This is a genomic window from Natrinema pallidum (assembly GCF_005890195.1).
Taxonomy (GTDB): Archaea; Halobacteriota; Halobacteria; order Halobacteriales; family Natrialbaceae; genus Natrinema; species Natrinema pallidum.
In genome coordinates this window covers 351299-371111 of the sequence record NZ_CP040637.1, presented here as the reverse complement: position 1 = coordinate 371111, position 19813 = coordinate 351299, and the positions used below count along the sequence as shown (strand labels likewise).

At 65.9% G+C, this 19813-nt stretch carries 21 protein-coding genes; 11 read left to right on the top strand and 10 right to left on the bottom strand.

Annotated elements, in window-relative coordinates:
* Positions 1–39 precede the first annotated feature (39 nt).
* The 5 genes from FGF80_RS01725 to FGF80_RS01705 all read left to right on the top strand — a co-directional run bounded on the left by FGF80_RS01725 (position 40) and on the right by FGF80_RS01705 (position 6180).
* Entirely contained in the window at positions 40–2535 is a 2496-nt protein-coding gene (locus FGF80_RS01725) for a DUF5059 domain-containing protein (RefSeq protein ID WP_138651878.1), read from the top strand.
* A 141-nt stretch (positions 2536–2676) separates the two neighbouring features.
* Positions 2677–3669 (top strand): 2-phospho-L-lactate transferase, encoded by a 993-nt coding sequence (gene cofD, locus FGF80_RS01720; RefSeq protein ID WP_006184275.1) that lies wholly within the window; start codon positions 2677–2679, stop codon positions 3667–3669.
* Between the two features lies 1 nt (position 3670).
* A complete protein-coding gene (locus tag FGF80_RS01715; protein ID WP_138651876.1) occupies positions 3671–4432 on the top strand; it encodes a beta/alpha barrel domain-containing protein in 762 nt (253 codons plus the stop codon).
* Between the two features lie 183 nt (positions 4433–4615).
* Positions 4616–5587, top strand: coding sequence for a D-2-hydroxyacid dehydrogenase (locus tag FGF80_RS01710; protein WP_006184277.1), 972 nt, complete (start codon positions 4616–4618; stop codon positions 5585–5587).
* 161 nt (positions 5588–5748) lie between these two features.
* The gene (locus FGF80_RS01705) at positions 5749–6180 is read left to right on the top strand and encodes a universal stress protein (RefSeq protein ID WP_138651874.1); all 432 of its coding nucleotides are present in this window, start codon (positions 5749–5751) and stop codon (positions 6178–6180) included.
* 87 nt (positions 6181–6267) lie between these two features.
* Here the strand turns inward: FGF80_RS01705 and FGF80_RS01700 are convergent, their stop codons facing one another.
* The 3 genes from FGF80_RS01700 to asd all read right to left on the bottom strand — a co-directional run bounded on the left by FGF80_RS01700 (position 6268) and on the right by asd (position 8499).
* Positions 6268–6576, bottom strand: a complete 309-nt coding sequence (locus FGF80_RS01700) for a HalOD1 output domain-containing protein (RefSeq protein ID WP_006184279.1) — start codon at positions 6574–6576, stop codon at positions 6268–6270.
* Positions 6577–6629: 53 nt separating this feature from the next.
* Positions 6630–7274, bottom strand: a complete 645-nt coding sequence (locus FGF80_RS01695; protein WP_138651872.1) for a helix-turn-helix domain-containing protein — start codon at positions 7272–7274, stop codon at positions 6630–6632.
* Positions 7275–7464: 190 nt separating this feature from the next.
* Entirely contained in the window at positions 7465–8499 is a 1035-nt protein-coding gene (gene asd, locus FGF80_RS01690; RefSeq protein WP_138651870.1) for an aspartate-semialdehyde dehydrogenase, read from the bottom strand.
* A gap of 212 nt (positions 8500–8711) precedes the next feature.
* On the opposite strand from asd, the gene FGF80_RS01685 reads away from it, so the two are divergent.
* Positions 8712–8978 carry a hypothetical protein gene (locus tag FGF80_RS01685; RefSeq protein WP_006184282.1) on the top strand — a complete coding sequence of 89 codons (267 nt, stop codon included), beginning with the start codon at positions 8712–8714 and terminating at the stop codon, positions 8976–8978.
* Between the two features lie 142 nt (positions 8979–9120).
* Here FGF80_RS01685 and FGF80_RS01680 read toward each other — a convergent pair whose 3' ends face one another.
* From FGF80_RS01680 to FGF80_RS01665, 4 genes are all read right to left on the bottom strand, one after another.
* Complete coding sequence (locus FGF80_RS01680) at positions 9121–9312, bottom strand: 30S ribosomal protein S17e (RefSeq protein ID WP_006184283.1); 192 nt, start codon at positions 9310–9312, stop codon at positions 9121–9123.
* Positions 9313–9400: 88 nt separating this feature from the next.
* Positions 9401–10030, bottom strand: a complete 630-nt coding sequence (locus tag FGF80_RS01675) for a DUF447 domain-containing protein (RefSeq protein WP_138651868.1) — start codon at positions 10028–10030, stop codon at positions 9401–9403.
* A complete protein-coding gene (locus FGF80_RS01670) occupies positions 10027–10878 on the bottom strand; it encodes a triphosphoribosyl-dephospho-CoA synthase (protein WP_138651866.1) in 852 nt (283 codons plus the stop codon). Before FGF80_RS01670 ends, FGF80_RS01675 begins: the two co-directional genes overlap by 4 nt.
* Positions 10879–10962: 84 nt before the next feature.
* Positions 10963–11370 (bottom strand): SHOCT domain-containing protein, encoded by a 408-nt coding sequence (locus tag FGF80_RS01665; protein WP_138651864.1) that lies wholly within the window; start codon positions 11368–11370, stop codon positions 10963–10965.
* A gap of 115 nt (positions 11371–11485) precedes the next feature.
* Between FGF80_RS01665 and FGF80_RS01660 the strand changes: the two genes are divergently transcribed.
* The 3 genes from FGF80_RS01660 to FGF80_RS01650 all read left to right on the top strand — a co-directional run bounded on the left by FGF80_RS01660 (position 11486) and on the right by FGF80_RS01650 (position 14461).
* Positions 11486–11830, top strand: coding sequence for a cupin domain-containing protein (locus FGF80_RS01660; RefSeq protein ID WP_138651862.1), 345 nt, complete (start codon positions 11486–11488; stop codon positions 11828–11830).
* Between the two features lie 180 nt (positions 11831–12010).
* Entirely contained in the window at positions 12011–13402 is a 1392-nt protein-coding gene (locus FGF80_RS01655) for an NAD(P)/FAD-dependent oxidoreductase (RefSeq protein WP_006184288.1), read from the top strand.
* Positions 13403–13552: 150 nt separating this feature from the next.
* Positions 13553–14461 (top strand): cytochrome c oxidase subunit 3, encoded by a 909-nt coding sequence (locus FGF80_RS01650; protein WP_138651860.1) that lies wholly within the window; start codon positions 13553–13555, stop codon positions 14459–14461.
* Between the two features lie 40 nt (positions 14462–14501).
* Here FGF80_RS01650 and FGF80_RS01645 read toward each other — a convergent pair whose 3' ends face one another.
* Positions 14502–14684: a hypothetical protein gene (locus FGF80_RS01645; protein ID WP_138651858.1), complete on the bottom strand. Its 183-nt coding sequence runs from the start codon at positions 14682–14684 to the stop codon at positions 14502–14504.
* Between the two features lie 117 nt (positions 14685–14801).
* Here FGF80_RS01645 and FGF80_RS01640 point away from each other — a divergent pair, with 117 nt between their 5' ends.
* Together FGF80_RS01640 and FGF80_RS01635 are read left to right on the top strand one after the other, a co-directional pair.
* The gene (locus tag FGF80_RS01640; protein WP_138651856.1) at positions 14802–15437 is read left to right on the top strand and encodes an IS6 family transposase; all 636 of its coding nucleotides are present in this window, start codon (positions 14802–14804) and stop codon (positions 15435–15437) included.
* 430 nt (positions 15438–15867) lie between these two features.
* A complete protein-coding gene (locus tag FGF80_RS01635) occupies positions 15868–16716 on the top strand; it encodes a manganese catalase family protein (RefSeq protein ID WP_138651854.1) in 849 nt (282 codons plus the stop codon).
* 60 nt (positions 16717–16776) lie between these two features.
* On the opposite strand, the gene FGF80_RS01630 is transcribed toward FGF80_RS01635, so the two are convergent.
* Positions 16777–17361, bottom strand: a complete 585-nt coding sequence (locus FGF80_RS01630; RefSeq protein ID WP_006184293.1) for a hypothetical protein — start codon at positions 17359–17361, stop codon at positions 16777–16779.
* A 2-nt stretch (positions 17362–17363) separates the two neighbouring features.
* Complete coding sequence (locus tag FGF80_RS01625; RefSeq protein WP_138651852.1) at positions 17364–19646, bottom strand: DUF6789 family protein; 2283 nt, start codon at positions 19644–19646, stop codon at positions 17364–17366.
* Between the last annotated feature and the right edge of the window lie 167 nt (positions 19647–19813).

Here is a 19813-nt window from a genome sequence, read left to right as displayed (position 1 = left end):
AATCGGAACGCATTTATATATTTAGGCGAGCCTAAAACCATGCGACAGACACGACGCGCGTGGCTGAAGGGGAGCGGCGCTGCAATCGCGAGTCTCGGACTCGCCGGGTGTTCCGAGACGACCGAGGAAAAAGACCCCGAATCGGACTCGGGGGAAGACGGGACATCTCCGGAGTCCGACGAGGGATCGACGGTCGCGGAGCCGGCCAAGACGGCCGTCGCCGCCGAGTGGAACGCGATGCGAGCGCGGCTGTGGGACGCGCTCGCCGCGGGGGAGGCCGGTGAGACCGGTGCCGGCGCTGCTATCGCCAGCCGGACGTTCGATCGCTTTGAGCACGCCAGCGGCGAGTACAACGCCCACGAAATGCTCGAGGAAACCGACGAGTCACGCTACGAGGCGTTCGAGGAGGCGCTCGTCGAACTCCGGACGGAGGGGCTGGAGCGGAACGACATCGCACGCGGCCGGGAGGAAACCGGTATCGCGGACGAGCAACTCCGCGGGGCCCAGCAGACCCTCGTTGGCGAGCCGACGGCCCAGGCGTTCGATCTGCAGGCGTTCGGGACGACGGTCGCCGATAGTGTCATGCTCGCCTCGGCCGGTGCCTTCGACGCCGCCGAAACCGTCGCGAACGACGCGTTCGAACGGTTCGAGGGGGCGGCCGTCCACGACGCGATCGGGGAAGCCGACGGCGACGTTTACGAGCGATTCGAACACGCCATGGAGAGCGTCGCCACGGCCGCGGGCGACGAGGACGTAGAGGGCGTCCGCTCGAGCGCGAGCGATGCGCTCGCGGCGGCTATCGACGGCGGCTACGCCCTGGCACCGTCCGAGTCGGCAGCGGGTGCCGGACAGATCGCCGCCTATCAGGCACGAGGCTGGGACGCTGCGGCGCTCGCGGGGCTGGGCGGGCCGTCGACGGCGTTCGCTCACGCCGCTGCCCTGACCGTGTATCGGGCGCGGGCCCACGACGCGGCCTGGCTCTTCGAGCACGGGAAGCACGATGCAGCCGCGCGGGTCGTCGAGAACGCGTTCGAACACTTCGAGGGCGCTCGCGCACACGAGGCACTCGAAGAGGCGAGCGAGGACGCCTACCACCGATTCGAGGAGGACGGTCTGGATGCACTCGCGACGGCGATCGAGAACGACGATTCGGCGGGCGTCGACACCGCCGTCGATGCGGTCGACGACGGGCTGGTGACCGGGATCGAGGCCCTGGGGACCGGCAGCGAGGCCGCACTGATCGAGGCTGGCTTCTTCAAAGCTCGAACCGAAGACGCGGTGGAACGGTATCGGCTCGGCGAGAACGCGGCCGCCGCCGAACTCGTCCGCGGGCTGTTCGAGACGTTCGAGGCCAACGAAGCCGACTTCCACGAAACGCTCGAGGAGACTGACGAATCGCTCTACGAGACCTTCGAAGAGGAGCACCTGCAAGGCCTCATCGAGGCCTGCGAGAACGGCGACGACGCGGCCGTCGACGAACACGCGACGGGGATCCGCGAGACCCTCCTCGAGTTCGAGACGACCGTCGGCTCGACCGCACAGGTCAGCGCCGTCGAAAGCGGGTACATGACCGCGCGGGTGTTCGACGCCGGCGTTCTGGACGCCCTCGGCGCGTCCGACCGAGCCGAAACCGTCGTCGGGGAGACGTTCGAGTACTTCGAAAACGGTGCGGGCGGGTTCCACGAGGCACTCGAAGACGCCGATCACGACCGGTACGAATCGTTCGAGGGCGCGCTCGGCGACGCGCAGACCGCCGCCGGGAACGATACGGCTGTCGGAGCCACGGCCCGGGCGTTCAACGAGCACGCGGTCGCGGCGACCTATACCGTCGTCGCGGCCGCCGGCGGCTCGTTCGGTGCCGCCGCCGCGTCACTCATGGATGACGTGTACGAGACGTTCGAGAGTGCGCAGGCCCACGAACTCCTCGAGGAAGCCGACCGGGAGGCCTACGAGGGATTCGAGGCGGCGCTCGAGGAGTACACCGCCGCGCTCGAGGCGAGCGACGCCGAGAGCGACGCCGCCCACGAGACGGAGATGGACGTCGACGAGGCCGCCGAAGCGTTCGCGACGGCGGCGTTGCGGGCGCAGTTCGCGGTCGCCGGCGCGGCCGACGCAGCGCCGGTCGACGGGTCGGCTGACACTGCCGACGAGACCGAATCAGCGCCGGACCTCCAGGGCGGACCGAACGTCGTCGAGGGCGTCCCCGACGACGCCGACCACGTCGTCGAGATGCAGGCGACCGCGTACGCTCCGGAGACGCTCACCGTCAAGCAGGGCGAGACCGTCGCCTGGAAACACGCGGCCGGCGAACCGCACACGGTGACGGCCTTCGAAGATCGGATCCCGAGCGACGCGGCCTACTGGACGTCGGGCGGGTTCGACAGCGAAGACGGTGCTCGCGAGGGATGGGAGAACGGCAAAGGCGCGGTCCAGTCGGGCCAATCGTACGTCCACACGTTCGAGACGACGGGCGAACACGAGTACGTCTGCATCCCCCACGAACGCTTCATGACCGGAACGATCGTCGTCGAGTAACCGCGCGATCCCCCCGGTCTACTGCATTGAACCGCCACCCTGGCCGCCGGTCGTCGTTCGACGAAGCGGTTCGGGACGATATTTCCGGGTCCCGAACGCCGGCCATAAGCGATTAAGTAGCCTCGCTCGAGAGGTGTAGGTATGGTAACTTTCCTCTCCGGTGGCACTGGAACGCCGAAGCTATTGGACGGCGCTGCCGCCGCGTTCTCGCCGGAGGAGACCACGGTCGTCGTCAACACGGGCGACGACATCGAGATCGGCGGGCTCTTGGTCTCGCCGGACGTCGATACGCTGCTGTTTCAGGGTGGTGGAATCCTCGACCGAGAGACGTGGTGGGGTATCGAGGGCGATACGCAGCGGACCAACTCGGCGCTTTCCGATATCGCATCGGCCGCGGGGCTGCCCGAGGGGCCGCAGTATCTCCCCGACGACAGGCAGACCGAGGGCCGGACGCTCGCGAACTGGCGTCGCTTTTCGGGCGTTGCCGAATTCATGACCATCGGTGATCGCGACCGGGCCGTCCACATTACGCGGACGAGCCTCATCGACGAGGGGAAGACGTTGAGCGAGGCGACCGAGCGACTCGCCGACGCCTTCGGACTGACGATCGATCTCCTCCCGATGAGCGACGATCCCGTGGCAAGCCTCGTCCACACCGACGAGGGAGTCATGCACTTCCAGGAGTACTGGGTCGCCCATCGGGGCGACCCGGCCGTCGACACCGTCGAGTTCCGCGGCTCCTCGCAGGCCGACCCCGCTCCGGGCGTCCTCGAGGCGCTCGAGGATACCGTCGTCATCGGCCCGTCGAACCCGGTCACCAGTATCGGACCGATGCTCGCGCTCCCGGGCGTCGCGGACGCGCTCGCCCAGACGACCGTCGTCGCCGTCTCGCCGTTCCTCGGCGACGACGCGTTCTCCGGGCCCGCTGGCGACCTCATGGAGGCCGTCAACGCGGAGCCGAGCACCGAAGGGCTGGCGACCGCCTACCCGTTCGCGGACGCGTTCGTGATCGACGACGGCGACGACGCCGATTTCGACCGGCCGACGGTTCGGACGGACATCGCGATCGACTCCAGCGCTGACGCCGCGCGCGTGATCCGCGCGATCGACGATGCGATCGGACACGTGAGCTGAAATGGCATCGACAGTGTCGTTTACGCCGCCGCTCGCGCTCGCGAGCCTCAGCGGCGAGGCAGACGCCGACTGGGCACGGGCCGGTGCCGAATACGCCGGGGCGGCGTTCCTCGGCGGCATCGCCATCGACGCGGATTCCCGCGCGGCCGCCCGCGAACTCGTCGCTCGCGATCGCACCGAGTTCCTGCCCGACGATCCGCTGGCCTTCGTCGCCCGCGAACTCGAGTCGCTCGCCGGGACGCCGATCCAACCGGGGGTCAACGTCCGGAGTGCGACCGTCGACCCCGTCGTCGACGCCGCTCGCGTCTGTCGCGATCGGGACGCGTACCTCGAGATCAACGCCCACTGCCGACAGGCCGAACTCCGCGACGTCGGCTGTGGCGAGACGCTCCTGCGGGACGGCGAGCGACTCGCTGGCTACGTGGCGCGGGCGGCCGAAACCGGTGCGACCGTCGGCGTGAAGGTCCGCGCGGAGGTCCCGGGCGTCGACCTGCCGGCACTGGCCCGTCGCCTCGAGACGGCGGGAGCGGCCTTCGTCCACGTCGACGCGATGGATACCGAATCGGTCGTCGCCGACATCGCCGACGCCACCGACCTGTTCGTGATCGCCAACAACGGTGTCCGCGACGACGAGACCGTCCGCGAGTACGTCGGCTACGGCGCGGACGCGGTCAGCGTCGGTCGCCCGAGCGACACTCCCGTCGTGCTCGAGCGGGTTCGCGACGCGGTGGAGCGACGACTGGGCTGCGAGACGAGCCGATAACGGCCGGCGAGACCGGGACGGCGCGGGCCGTCAACGGCGAACCGCTTCGGCGGGTGGTCGTGGCGGGACGCCGTACCAGCGTGAACGGAGCGTGCGTCGCAGTCCGGATCGGTTCGACGGCGTTGGGGCACCAGCGGTGCCGCGAGACGAACGCTTTTGCCGGCATCGGTCGAGGACTGTGACATGAGCGACGATGCGCCGGACGTGCTCGTCCTGCGAACGGGCACCCACGGAACGCCGATCGAACAGTACGCCGACGCGATCCGCGATCGGCTGCCGGACCACACCGTCGACCTGGCGAGAACGCCGGCCGAGGAGCGCGAGGCGATCGAAAACGTACGCTTCGTCACCGGCATGACGCTCGAGGAGGAACTGCTCGCGGCCGCCGATTCCCTCGACGTCTTCGCGTGTGCCTACGCGGGGACCGGCCACCTGCCGCTCGCGGACCTCGAGGATCGGGGCGTCACGGTGACGAACGCCTCGGGTGTTCACGGACCGAACATCGGCGAGCACGTCGTGGGTGCGATCCTCCACTTCACCAGGCGGTTTCACGTCGGCGAGCGCCGCCAACGTCGCCGCGAGTGGCGCCACTACAAGGCCACGGAACTGCAGGGGTCGACGGTAACCATCGTCGGCCTCGGCGCGATCGGGCAGTCGGTCTGTACGCGCCTCGAGCCGTTCGGCGTCGACACGATCGGCGTGCGCTATACCCCGGCGAAGGGTGGGCCGACGGACGAGGTGATCGGCTTCGAGGACGCGGCGTTCGACGACGCACTCGCACGGACGGACTACCTCGTCCTCGCCTGTCCGCTCACGGAAACGACGCGCGGTCTGATCGATCGCGAGGCGTTCATCACGATGGACCCCGAGTCGGTGCTCGTCAACATCGCCCGCGGGCCGGTCGTCGACACCGACGCGCTCGTCGCGGCGCTGCGCTCGAACCGGATTCGGGGCGCATCACTGGACGTAACCGATCCCGAACCGCTGCCCGAGGACCATCCGCTGTGGACCTTCGAAAACGTGCAGATCACGCCACACAACGCGGGCCACACGCCGGCGTACTACGATCGACTGGCCGACATCGTCGCGGAAAACCGCCGTCGATTCGACGAATCCGGACCCGATGCGGCCCTCGAAAACGTAGTCCTCCCCTGACGGAACTGCGGCCGCGGACGATCCCGGACGACCGCCGCGCGAGCCGTCGATCGACTCTACTTTTTTGCCCCCCTGTGACGAACCAGGTGTATGAAGCTCACAGCAGTCGTCGACAGTCGCACGAAAGACGCCGCGCAAGCGGAGAACGCGGGAGGTGTCCCGTGTTGCTGACCTTCGACGGGACAGTGCTCGTTCCCGTGGCCGATCCCGAAGACGGGGAACGGACCGCGGCGGCGCTCGCACCGCATCTCTCCCCGTCGAGTCGGGTGATCGTCGTCAACGTGATCGAGAAAGCAGAGGGTGCGCCCGACAAAGCCTCGGTCGAACAGCGCGAGGAGTATGCACGGACGGTCTTCGAGCGCGCTCGCGGGCCGCTCGAGGAGCGAGTCGGCGCGGTCGAGACGGCGATCCTCTTCGGAACCGACGTGGTCGAGACGATCTTCGAGGCGGCAACCGAACGTGACGTCGACGCCGTCGTCTTCGAGCCCCGCGGCGGGAGCCGGTTCGTGGAACTACTCACCGGCGACGTGGCGCGACGGTTAGTGACGGAAGCATCGGTCCCGGTGGTCGCGTTGCCACGAACCGACGACTAAGCGGCGACGTACCGCCACCCTTCGCTCGTCGATCAGTCGCTTCCGACGGTCCTGAGGAATAGGTCCGATCGCTCGTTCAAAGAACGATTAGTCCCGGTCCTCGAGCAACACCTGTCCCGTCTGGTCGACCGTGATTCGGTAGGTGGCGTACGCGAACGTAACGGACCCGACGGACCGGTCCGTCCGCGGCGTCGACCGAAACAGCGAATCCAACGCGGTCGGATCGACCGCGTCGTAGAGCGGCCCGAACTCGTCGGCGATTTCGAGTTCGTCTAACCCCGATTCCGCCGCGACCGCGGCGATGACCGTTTCGCTGAGTGGGGTCTCCGGTTCGAACTGATACGTCCTGTCCCCGTCGTGCGGGCGAGATTCGACGGTCGACGGTTCGGTTTCCATACTCCGGATACCAGTCGGAAACGGGAAGCGAACACGATTGAATGGCCAACCCGTTAAATGGGGGACCGTTCACCCATCGTATTGCGGAGGAGATTGGCCTGTCCCCGTCGAAGGCGCGCGGACAGGGCTTGGTCCGAAATCTCGAGTTTCTCGGCGATCGCCGATAACGTCGTCTCCCGCGGCACGTCGAAATAGCCCTCCTCGAGGGCGACCTGCAACGCCTCTCGCTGCCTGTCGGTGATTCCGTACCGATCGCCGGAGGGGTCCGATTCCCGAAAGATTCGCTGAATCCGAAACGGGATGCCCTTCTCCCGACAGGCGTCGCGATACGCGAACAGCGACGCTCGCGTGGGAACGCGGGCCCGGATCTTCGTATCCTTCGTGACCGTGATCTCGTGGTAGCCGATATCGTACTCCGCTGCCGTGGGATACGTCAGGTGGGCCTCGCCACGCTCGGAGAGCGTGACGCTGTAGAGACGACAGTCGTCTTGCTCCTCGAGCAGCGAGGCGGTCCGTACGGTATCGTCCGCGGCCAGCGACGCCTCGAGATGCCCGAGGTCGTCGCCGTAGACCCAGCAGATGAGTTTCGTCGCCCCCGTTTCGGACTGGTAGATCTCATCGACGTCGATCTTCGCGACGTCGTCGACCGTTCGCCGGAGGATCGGCGTCGCGATTTCGAACTCGACGATCAGGACCATGCGGGGCGTACGCTCTCATTACGTGGCGCTGGGGCTTATATTATCGCACTCTCCCGACCCCGTCACAGCACGGCCGAGCGACAGTTTTGAGGGAGCACTGCGACCGGAGAGCGGTTCGAGAGCCGTGGCAAATGACGGCGATCGAACGGTGACGCCGACCGTTTGTCGACCACGGGACGGCTTCGCGCGATTAGATGTATCCGTTCTCGAGCAGCAGTTCGCCGTTGAGCACGCTCGCACCGGCGGCACCGCGGATCGTATTGTGAGCCAGACAGTTGTACTGCAAGCCAAAGGGCGATTCCTGAAGGCCGCCGGCGGCGATGGCCATCCCGTCGCCGAGGGTACGGTCCATCCGGGGCTGCGGACGGTCGGGTTCCTCGAAGACGTGGATGAGCGGGTCCGGCGAGGAACGCAGGTCCAGCGACGGGTACTCCCGCATGGCCTCGGCGGCCGCGTCCGCGGTCAGGTCCTCCTCGGTCTCGACCCAGACGTTCTCGAGGTGGCCGTCGATGGTCGGGATGCGGTTACAGGAGGCCGCCACGTCCATACCGTTGTGCGTGAGTTCGGCCCCGTCGAACTCGCCGAGCAGTTTCCGCGACTCGGTCTCGAGTTTGTCCTCCTCGCCGCCGATGTAGGGGACGGCGTTGTCGATGATCTCCATCGAACTCACCCCGTCGTAGCCCGCGCCGGAAACAGCCTGGAGCGTCGAGACGTGGACCTTCTCGAGGCCGTATTCCGTGAGCGCCGCGAGCGTAGGAACGAATGTGATCGTCGAGCAGTTGGGGTTCTTGACCATCGCGCCGTCCCAGCCGCGCTCGTCGCGCTGGACCTCGAGCAGGTCGAGGTGGTCGGGGTTGACTTCCGGAATCACGAGCGGGATGTCGTCGTCCATACGCCCGTTCGAGGAATTCGACGAGACGACGTACCCCGCCTCACAGAAGCCGGGTTCGACGTCCGCGCCGATGCTCGAGGGGAGCGACGAGAACAGCATGTCGACATCGTTCGGGACCGCGTCGGGATCGGTCGCCGTCACGGTCATATCGGCGACGGCATCGGGAATCGGGCTGTCGACGCGCCACTTCGCGGCCTGTCGATACGTCTTGCCGGCACTTGCCTCGCTGGCTGTGAGCGTCGCGATCTCGAAGTCCGAGTGAGGATCGAGTAGTTGAATGAGTCGCTGTCCAACGGCACCGGTTGCACCGAGTACGCCTACTCGTACTGCCATTTTTCGCCACTCCGAGTCGTGTCCGCAAAACCGTTTGGGTTTACGGTAGCGCGTGTCAATGGTCGGAATCACTTGGCCGGCGTCGGGCCCGCGTGCGACCGGTAGCCGGTCGTCGCGAGCGCTGTGAACGGATAGAAGATATTAAGAAACGGGAGCGCCAGTTGTCGACCGATGCATTATCGACAGGATCGACTCGAGGCCGCCGACGGGAGGTGGTCCCGATGACGAGTTCGACCGCGAACACCAGCGACCGAGGACTGTTCGACACCCGCTTTAGTATCGGTGCGGCGGCCATCGCGGCCGTCGCGGCGCTGCTGGGCGTCGCCTTCGCGTGGACGGGCTACAACGGCGGGATGCTCCCGGTACTCGGTCTGGAACTGAGCATTCTGACCGGCATGATCGGGCTCCTGTTCGGATTCGGGATCGCGACCGTCGCGTTCGTCGCCGCGGTCTACATGGAACCCGGTTTCGACCAGTAAGGCAGGTATCGAGTCGGACTGTTCTCCGCGCGCGCTCGACCGCGAAGCGCTCCGCTCTATCGGCGAAGCCCCGGCTCTCGAGTCGGACGATCGACTGCGGTCGCTTGCCGTCGGGTCACTCGCTCGAGGTGAAAAGATCGACTTATGCGGGAACTTCTGCGCCTTTCTTTCGCGTTACGTAGCCCGCGATGCGGTTGCGGACGCCCTTGGACTCGACGTTCGTGAGCTTCGTGACGCTCTCTTTGTTCTGCTCGAAATCGGTCGTGAACGCCTCCGGGTACCGCTCCAGAAGGAGGTTCCCGGTCTTCTTGACGTAGGCCGGTTTGATTGCCATGTAGGGTGGTTCCGTCTAGAGGCTCTTAATCCCTTTCTCTTTGGCGCTCCGAGATATCGATCCGTCGGCCCGCCGTTTCGGTTCCGGGTTACCACGACGACCGCTCGCGGACGCGCTCGATGGCCTCGCGTTCGCGTGGCCCGCCGGCGCGGTCGACGACCGACGCACAGTACGCGAGGCGGTCCCGAAGTTCGGTTTCGTCGTAGCCCGAGACGGACAGTCGCGACGCGGCGACGGTCGCCTCGACGACGGCTCCGAACCCGCGATCGATCGTGGGCACGGTTTCTCGCTCGATCGTCGCCTCGAGCGGGCGAAGCGTCCAGTCCTCCCAGTCGGTGTCGCCCTCGCGACCGGTCTCGACCCGGTCGACGGCGACGTGCACCCAGGCGGTCGCGGACGCCAGAACCGGTTCCTCGCGCTCGACGATCGAGAGAGAGGCCTCGGCGAAGTCGACGGGGTCGTCGACGAACTGCACGTAGCCCGTCCCCTGCCGGTGGAAGTTCCGGCGGGTGCGGGTGTTGCCCCACGTTCGGGCGGTGACGGGATCGCCGGCGTGGAGGCCGAGCGCAGCGGCGTTCCACAGCCCGTTGGGCCCCAGCGTGGTCACGATCGACTCGGTGACCCCCGAGAGGTCGACCGGCCACTCCGCGAGGTTCGCCCGGTCGTCCTCGCGATCGGTCACTGCGTCGTCGGTCACGGTCTCTCGCTCGTCGGTCATACGTCGACCGCCTCGCGCTCGAGCGCAATGAACAGCCCGGCTGCGGTAACGTCGGCCGTCGTTCCCGGGTTGATCCCCCGCTCGACGAGATCGTCGGCGAAGGAGTCGACGGCTTCGGGGGCCGTCTCGAGGGCGTCCGCGTCGTGTAAGGCCGCAGCGCGGTCGGTCACCGCCCGTGCAGTCGCCTCGTCGTGACGCGTCGCGACGAGCGTATCGGGTCGCTCGGCGAGCAGCGAGAGGAAGACGGCCGCGGTCCGATCCGATATCGGGCCGTCGGCCGCGGCGAGTCGCTCGGCCGCCGCGAACGAGCGGTCGAACCCGTGGACCCACTCGCGAGCGACATCGTCGCCGGGAACGCTCCGGTCCATCACGTCGAAAAGCGTCAACCCGCGGGCGTCGACGGCTGGGACCGCGTCCGCGCCGCGGCGCACGTCGAGGGCCGCCATGTCGTCTGGCGGGTCGCCGACGGCGACATCGACGTGCTCGAACGCGCGGTAGAACGATGCCGCGTCGTCGACGGTCGTCTCCCGGGCGACGGACTCGGCGACGGGCCGTGAGAGATCCTGCTGGGCGGCCCGCACTAACGGGACGAGCAACAGAAGCGCGCCGAACTGCGTGTTTCCCCCCTGCTGAGCGGCCATCTTCTCGACGGCCCGCTCGAACGCCGGCCCGACCGCCGCGCCGTCGGCCGCCATCTCGAGCCCCTCACGGGCCCCCACCGCGCCGGCCATGAAGTGGGCGAACCGCAGGTCCGGGAGGTCCCGATGGCGGTCGACGTTCCCCGGTTTGGGCGTCGCCGCGACCTCGAGGAGCAACGCCAGTTGTGCGTTCCCTGCCGTCGATCGCATACACGTCTCACTGTGTGCCGCCGCGGTTTAGCAGTTGTTGTGGCGGACCCGGTGGCGTCTCGAGACGGGCCAGCGGGAACCGAGTCACTCGACCAGGTGCTCCCGCTCGTCCGCCGATCGCGATTGCCGTTCGGTCTCGAGCAGTCGGTCGAGTCGGCGTTCGAACTCGTCGTCGCTGATTTCACCCGCTGCGTACCGTCGCCGCAGGGTTTCGACCGGGCGTTCGTCGGACTCGTCCGGCATCCCGGTCTCGTGTGGGCTCGCCTCGGGGTCCGCGGAGGCGGCCTGTCGAACGACACCGCGCGTCAACTGGCCGGCGACGGTCAGGGTTACGACGCTCATCAGAAGGAACAGGAGTCCCGCAGCGGTGTTGCCGGCCACTCCGAGGAGTCCGAGCACCAGCGCCGGGACCCCGATCACCGAGGCGCTGATCGCGACGAGGGTCCGGCCCGCGGGACTCGCGGGGGCATAGCGGTGGACCAGATCGTACATCGTTCGTTTGCTATGCGTGTCGGAACAAAAACGCACGGGGATCGTGCTTCCGCCGTCGAGCGACGGCGGAGTCGTCGTCCCGTCGATTTAAGTTTCGAAACGCGAAGTATCGATCATGGGCTACGATACCGTCGCCAAGACCGATCCGGAATCAGTCATCGACGAGGAGTGGGGCGGCATGTGGTTTCTCAAGGACGATCTCGACACCGAGGAACTGGGCATTTCGGTCCTCGAACTCGAGCCGGACGGGAAGGGCATGGAACACGACGAGACCGACTCCGGCCAAGAGGAGATCTACTACGTCGTCGCGGGGACGATCGACATCGAACTGGGCGACGCCGACGAAACCGTAACGCTCGAGGCGGACGAGGCGATCCGACTCGACGCGGCGGAAACCAGGCAGATCCACAACCGGAGCGACGAACGCGCGAAACTCGTTCTGGTCGGCGCACCGCTGTAATCGGCCGTCGCCCGGGCCGTCTCGGGAGGCCGCAGTCCGTTTCGGTCAGACCTCGCGCACCGCGACACAGCGCGGACCGCTCCACCGCAGTTACCGATCCGGACGGAGACGGTGGGCGACGCCGAGCGTCGAAAATACACCTCGCAGTTTTTATAATGACCCAATGAGTCCAAACGGCGTATGGAACGCGTAGACGTCGCGATCGTCGGCGGAGGCCCCGCTGGTGCGTCAGCGGCCGAACGGGCCGCCGCTCACGGCGCAAAGACGGTCCTCTTCGAGCAGGGGGTCCCGCGGGAGGACCGCGAGGGACCGGGGCCGGATTCGACCGACGCCGCCGGCATGCTCGACTACTGGATCGACATCATGGGCTTTGACTACCGGGACATCCCCGACGAGGTCATCCACCGGGAACTCGAGGCGACCGAGTTCGTCGGCCCGAACAGCGACGTCGAACTGACGTCGACCGGGATGGCGGCCAGCTATCCGAACTTCGGATATACCTTCCACCGCGCGCGCATGGACGATTGGCTCTACGACCGCGCCGCCGACGCCGGCGCGGACCTGCGCGTCGGGACCGGCGTCTCGGACCTCGAGACGGACCTGCGGGCCGCGAGTCCCAAGGGGCCGATCCACACGCTGACGCTCTCGAACGGGGAGCAACTCGAAGCCCAGTACGTCGTCCTCGCGGACGGCCCCCAGCGACGGATCACGCTCGACGCGCTCGACCAGTTCACGGCCCCCGGCCGGAGCGTCTCCGATCACCTCTCGCCGCCGGAGGCCAACCACATCGCCTACCAGGAGTACCGGGAGTTCCCGCCCGAACTGTTCGAGGAGTTCGAGGATCGACTGCTGTTCTGGTGGGGACACATGCCCGGCGAGACCGCCTACCCGTGGATTTTCCCGAACGACGGCACCGTCGCCCGCGTCGGGCTGACGATGCCCATCGGCATGGACCTCGACGACGTCGACGATCCCGGTTCCTACAAGCTCCTGCGGCCCGACGACGAGGGGATTCCCTCGGGCGCGGAGTACATCAGCCGCCTCCTGGAGCAGGAGTTCGGCGACGAGTACGACATCGAGGAGGACATCCCGCGCGTCGAGGACCGCGGCAAGTCGAAGGGGACCGAAACCTATCCGATCTCCTCGACGCGACCGATCGAGTCGCCCGTCGGCGCGAACATCGCCGTCGCCGGCGGCGCGATGGGTACCACTTCCGCCTTCCACGAGGGGGGCTATCACGTCGCCGTCCGCACCGGCAAGATCGCCGGACGGCTCGCCGCGACGGACTCCATCGCGAACTACAACGATGTCTGGAAACGCGCGATCGGCGACGAAATCCTGCGCAACGTCGCCTTCGCCGATATCGTCGCCGACTACGGACCCGACGACTGGGACCGGGTGTTCGACACGATCAACGACATGCAGGGCACCGGCTCGAGCGACGGTCTCGTGAACAAAACGTACTCCGCCGGCCTCGGCGCGGCGAAGATCATGGCGGCGTACAAGCGCCGGAAGTACACCTATCGCGACGGCGACTACGTACAGCTCTCGGCGGACGACTACTTCTACTGAGCCGACCGGCTCGTCGGCCCGCCGGCCATTCGCGCTCTCGCATGCTCGCGGGACAGGCGAGCGCGTTTCGATCGAGACTCGTTGTCGCGTGATGACGGCACCTCCCGTACGCAGCGGTCCTTTTTCCGGCCCGGCGTGGAAGGCGGCCCTATGGACTCCGGTGGACGTTCCGAGCCGCTCGACGAGCGCCCTCCTCGAGCCGACGGGTCCGGCCACCGCGTTCCCGAGGGGCAGGCCCCCGAGGAGTACGGCGACCACCGCGGTCGCGGCGATCACGACGAACACGATCACCGCAGTCGCTGGCCGCTCGTCGCCGCCGCGGGAGCGGCCGGCCTCTACGGCGGGGTCGCGGTCTCCATTTTCGGGGACGAAACCGGTCTCGTCCCGCCGCTGTTCGGCGTCGGCCTCGCCGTCACCGGAACGATCGTTCTGCTAGCCGGCATCGCGGGCTGGGTCGACCAGGCGTTTCTGGCACCCGCCCGCGACGAACGCAGACCGCGAAAGTCACGGGCGTCGTACGTCTCGACGACGCTGCTCTTCCTCACAACTGACGTCTCGACGTTCGGCGCGCTGTTTATTTACTACTTCGTCGTCAGAATCGGGGCCTGGCCGCCTGCGGAACTCCCGCCGCTGCTCGGCTCGCTCGTGATCGTCAACACCGGCCTCCTGGTCGCCAGCAGCGTCACCTTCCACTACGCCCACAGGGCGCTCGAGCACGAGAACCGACGGCGATTTCTCGGGCTGCTCGGAGCGACGCTCGCGCTCGGCCTGCTATTCCTCACCGGGCAGGCCTACGAGTACTACGAGTTCGTCGCTCACGAGGGGTTCACCCTCACGAGCGGGTTCTTCGGGACCGCCTTCTTCGGCCTGACCGGACTGCACGGGCTCCACGTCGCGCTGGGCATTGGTGGCATCGCCGTGCTCTGGTGGCGAGCGGTCCGCGGTCACTACGGTCGGGATCGCGATACGTCGATCACGACCGTGTCCCTGTACTGGCACTTCGTCGACGCCGTCTGGCTCTTCCTCGTCGTCGTCCTCTACGCCGGCGCGTCGGTGTAGGTGGACCGCGGCCGATTGGACCGCCGCCGGAAAACCGAACTCACGGTATCTCGTCGTGGTCGAGATCCGTCTCGAGGACTCTCAGCGTCGATGCGTCGCAGTCACAGAAATCCGACTGCCCGAGGGGCTGGAGACGTCCGTCGGGCCAGATCTGAACGATACCGATCGTCCCGCACCCGTCGCACTCGGCCGCCGCTCGCTGTTTCCCGTCGTTCGTTCCCACTAGGCTCACCTCTCGGGCTGGGCCATACCACAGCCACCGACGAAAAACCCCGGTCCGATCGGTAGGCGGTGTTCAGATAAGGATGAAGGATGAGGCGGTTCGTTTTCTGAGTGATCTATGCCCGAAAACGACCGCCTCAATGGTTGTTTAGAAGAGATCAACTTAGAGTTTGTTGAACGAGAAGCGACACCGCGATTGCTGATGAAACTCAGTATTCAGCTGCATCTTGCTGGACTCTCGCTTTCAAATACTGTATCTATTCTTGAGGTATTCGGTGTCGAACGCGCTCGATCAACCGTTCACAATTGGGTTCACAAGGCCGATCTACAGCCCGAATCTGATCGGTGTCCGGATCACGTTGCGGTTGACGAGACTGTGATCCAACTGAATAATGAGCAGTACTGGCTGTACGCTGCAGTTGATCCCGAGACAAACGAATTGCTCCATACGAAGCTTGAACCGACAACAACAAAGGTTCTCGCTCATTCGTTTCTTACGGAACTCTCCGAGAAACACGACGTCTCCGACGCCGTGTTTCTCGTCGATGGATCGCACTCATTACAAGATGCATGTCAACGTCACGGCTTCGATTTCAGATACGAGAAACATGGAAATCGGAATGCTGTTGAACGTGTCTTTCGAGAGATAAAACGACGAACTCTCTGTTTCTCAAACTGCTTTAGCAATGCCGAAGCAGAAACTGCCGATGACTGGCTCAGATCGTTCAGCTTCGTATGGAATCAGCTTATCTGAACACTACCGATCGGTAGCCGCCAGTCCGCACTCCGCACGGTGAGAGCGGTTCGACTCTCCGCGCGTCCGTGGCCACTCGAGGGCGACGGTAACAAACTGTTGCCCGGCGGATTCGGACGTCCACCGAACGGCCCCGAACTCGAGCGATCGGTCCGACTCGAAGGTGACATCGCATCGGACTCGGTGAAGAGGAACGCACGGTACGACGGCACGTGATCGTCGGCGATCACGGTCGTTCGATGGGTGTCCTCGAACCGCTCCGGTAGCCAGTCGGGCATCGACTCGAGGACGGTGACGGGGCTGTCCGGAACGAACGACGCCGCAGTCGGCTGGCCCAGTATCAGACATCACGTCCTCAGACAGGACGGGGAACGGTCACTGGCGATTGTCCCAGTGGTTTATCCGACTGGCTGTGGGCAGGCCCCAGTGGATGTTCTTCCAAAAACCGGAACTCCAATACGAGGTCACCGTCGACCAACCCGACCCGCACTTCGCGAAACTCCTCCAGCAAGCGATCGGCGGCCAGGAAGGCGAGATGCGCGTCGCCATGCAGTACATGTTCCAGGCCTGGGCGCTGCCCGAGGAGTACGAGGAGTATCGGACCCTGCTGATGGAGACCGCAGCCGAGGAACTCGGCCACATCGAGATGCTCGCGACCGCGGTCACGAAGAACCTGCGCGGGTCGTCCACGGAAATGGACACCGACGCTCGGGAACCGGCGGCCGTGGCGTCGATGACCGGACAGAACCCGCGGCAGTTCCTTTCGGCCGGCCAGTCGGCGATGCCGGTCGACAGTAACGGCGTCCCGTTCACCGGCGGCTACATCGCCGCGTCGGGCAACCTCGCCGGCGACCTCTACGCGAACGTGATGGCCGAGGCGACCGGCCGCACCCTCGCGACGCGGCTCTGGGAGTACACCGACGACCCCGGCATGAAGGACATGCTCTCCTATCTCATCGCTCGCGACACGATGCACCAAAACCAGTGGCTCCAGGTTCTGGAGACGCTCGACGACCCGGTCCCAGTGCCCGCAAGCTTCCCGCAAGACCAGGAGAACCAGGACGTCAACTACACGTTCATCTCGACGAGGCGCGAAGCACAACCGGACCCCGAGTACCCGTGGACCCAGGGAGAGACACCGGACGGCAACGGCCAGTTCTCCTACGCCGCCGAGCAGCCGGGTGACGGCAACGTCGTCGCCCCCGATCCTGCTCCCATGACGAACAACGATCCGAACAGGGACACCCAGTCGGCCGACGCCGCGGACTCGAACGAGTAAGCGCGACGCCGTCGCATCGTGTCGTCGCCAGCCGCGGTCGTGCCGCCTGCGAGCGGCCGTTCAGTCCGTTCGATCGCGTTGCATCCGCTCCTCGAAGCCCGCCATTTTCCGGTATATCGGGGGCGTCAAGACGCCGATCCCCCCGATAAGGATCGCGATCGCACCGATCGGAAACAGCAACGGTGCAACATCGAGACAGGAGTTCTGGGACGCGATCCGGACGTAGTAGCGGTCCCCGTCGTACTCGACGACTGCTCCCTCGAGTAGCGTCCCCCTGTTTCTCATCTCGCCGTCGACTGTCGCCTCCCGGAGCGGGCTGTCGATCGCCTCCTCGAGGGCCGCTCGCTCGGCCGCCGAAAGTGACGTGGCTGGCAGCGTCTCGACGGTCTCCGGTGGGGTCTCACCCTCGGCGATCGGGTCGACCGTGATACTCGGGTCCCCACAGAGCCCGATCCCGTCCTGAATCACGACGTAGCCCCCCGCGATCGACAGCGGAATGCCGGCGGCGATCAGGAGGACACCCAGAAAAGGCGCGGCGTAAGTCAACACCAGCGACTCGGACGACGCCGTCGGCTCGATCGGTCCCGCCTCGTCGGTCGCGGGCGGCTCGGTCGGGTCGGATGACCTGTCGTCGCCGGCGCTCATCGCTACTCGCCCTCCCCGGCCGACGGGCGACGTTGCCGACCGCCGAGAGTTGCGATCGTGCCGGCGAGCCCGAGTCCGTAGCTCCAGTGACCGAGCAGGACGAACAGCAGGTACGCGACCAACTGCAGGCCGGGCTGCCCGGTGTAGAATGCGAGTGCGAACCCCGAGGCGATGACCGTCGCATACCACAGCCCCGTTACGAGCGTGAGCGTCCCGGGCAGGTACTCGCCCAGCGACAGGAACAGGAGCGGCCAGACCGTCGTTCCACCGGCGACGAAGAGCGCGTATCCGAGCCCGAGGTTCGCCGGCAACCCGACGAACGTCGCGAGGGTCGCGAACGACTCGAGGTCGAACACGCCGAGTACCACTGCCAGAAGCAGAACGCCCGTCATCAACATCGTCCCGACGAACCCGCCGACCGCACCGATACCGGCGTCGTTCGCGACGGTCCGGGCCACCGGCTTGATCCGGCCGTAGATCGACAGCGGCCGCTCACCCTGTGCGGGCACGTACGACGGACGGATGTCCTCGGGCTCGCTCGGCGGCACGCCACGCTCGCGCTCGAGACGGTCCTCGAACCACTGCCACTCCGGCGTGAACTGTTCGGTCGCCTTGAGCTCCCAGGGGTCGGCGGTCTCGATCGGCGTCCCACGAACGGACGACCAGAGCATGTTATACAGCCACATGAGGACGCTGAGCCCGATGATGAACGACCCGACAGTCGCGACGACCTGCAGCCCCGAGTACGCCGGCGGGTACGTCGCGTACCGACGTGGAAGCTCGAGAAAGCCGAGCGCCATCAGCGTCGTGAACGTGAGCGCGGAGCCGACGACTAGCAGCGACGACTGAAAGATCGCGAGCCGACGGTCGTACATCCGGCCGGTGAGCACGGGGAACCAGTAGTAGCTGGCGGCGAACATCATCAGTGGGATGATCCCCATGAGGATGAGGTGGAAGTGACCGACGACGTAGTAGGTCCCGTGATAGATGACATCGACGGGGATCACGGCCAGGAAAACGCCGGTGACGCCGCCGACGATGAACAGGCCGATCGAGCCGATACAAAGGATCGTCGGCGCGGCGAGTCTGACATCACCGTTCCACATGGTCGTGATCCAGTTGAACACCTTGATCGCGCTCGGGACGGCGATGGCGATCGAAGTCGCCATAAAGCTCGCTCGGACGCGCGGATCGATGCCGGTCACGAACATGTGGTGAGCCCAGACGCCGAACGAGAGGACGGCGATGGCGATCGTCGAGTAGACGATAAACTTGAAGCCGAACAGCTTTCGACCGACGAACTTCGGCAAGATGAGACTCATCAACCCGGTTGCTGGCAGGAAGATGATATAGACTTCAGGATGACCCCAGAACCAGAAGAGGTGCTGCCAGAGGATCGGACCGCCCCCCTCAACTGCGAAGAACGTCGTCCCGAAGTTCCGATCGAACAGCAACATGAGTAGAGCAGTCCCGAGCAACGGGAACACGAAGATGATGATCGCACTCGTGACGAGCATGTTCCACGAGAAGATGTCGAGGTTCGCCCAGCCGATCGACTCGTCGCGCTCGTAGATGACCGTCGTAATAAAGTTGATCGCGCCGATCGTGGTAGCGATGCCACTCAGGTGGAGACCGAGCAAAAGGAAGTTCGTCTGCGGGTTCGGTGCCAGTGACAAGGGCGGATACATCGTCCATCCGATCGCCGGCTCCTGAAACGCCAATAGGACCGAGAGCCAGTCCGTCGGTACGACGACTGCGAGCACCGCACCCGTCACTTCGGCTACGATCCCCAGCCGAGCGAGCAAGAGCGACGGCGGCAACAACCAGAACCCGACGGCGTTGAGCCGTGGAAACGCCATGTCGTCGGCCCCGATCAACAGCGGGAGAAAATAGTTCCCGATCCCGAAGAACACCGGCGTGACGAAGAAAATCAGCATCGTCAGCCCGTGCATCGTGAACAGTTCGTTGTACGTCTGTTCCGTCCAGATGTTCGCTTCGGGCGTCAACAGATGCGTCCGCATCATCATCGCGTCGATCCCGCCCCAGATCGCCGCGACGGTCCCGAACGCGATGTAGAGCATGCCGATCTCTCGATGGTTCGTCGTCGTCGTCCAGCGGACCGCGGCCGCCTTTGCGTCCCCGAGTCCGAACCCGAGCCGCCGCTCTGCCGCATAGCCCCCATCCGGCGACGCCTCAGCCCGAACGCGCTGCGCATAGAGGACGACCAACAGACAGCCGATGACGATGACACCGAACAGCGACACCTCCGCGAGTGCACGGTTCATCGTCTCCCGTCACCCCCCGCTGCTCGGTCATGCCGCACGTCACCGCACATAGCGGTGGTCTCACCATCGTCCCCAATAAAGGTGGACTGGCATCTCCGTGAGTGTCGCCATCCGTGACAGGTCTCCGCCACCACCCCCTGTCGCCTCCGATCAGTAGTCGACCCTGA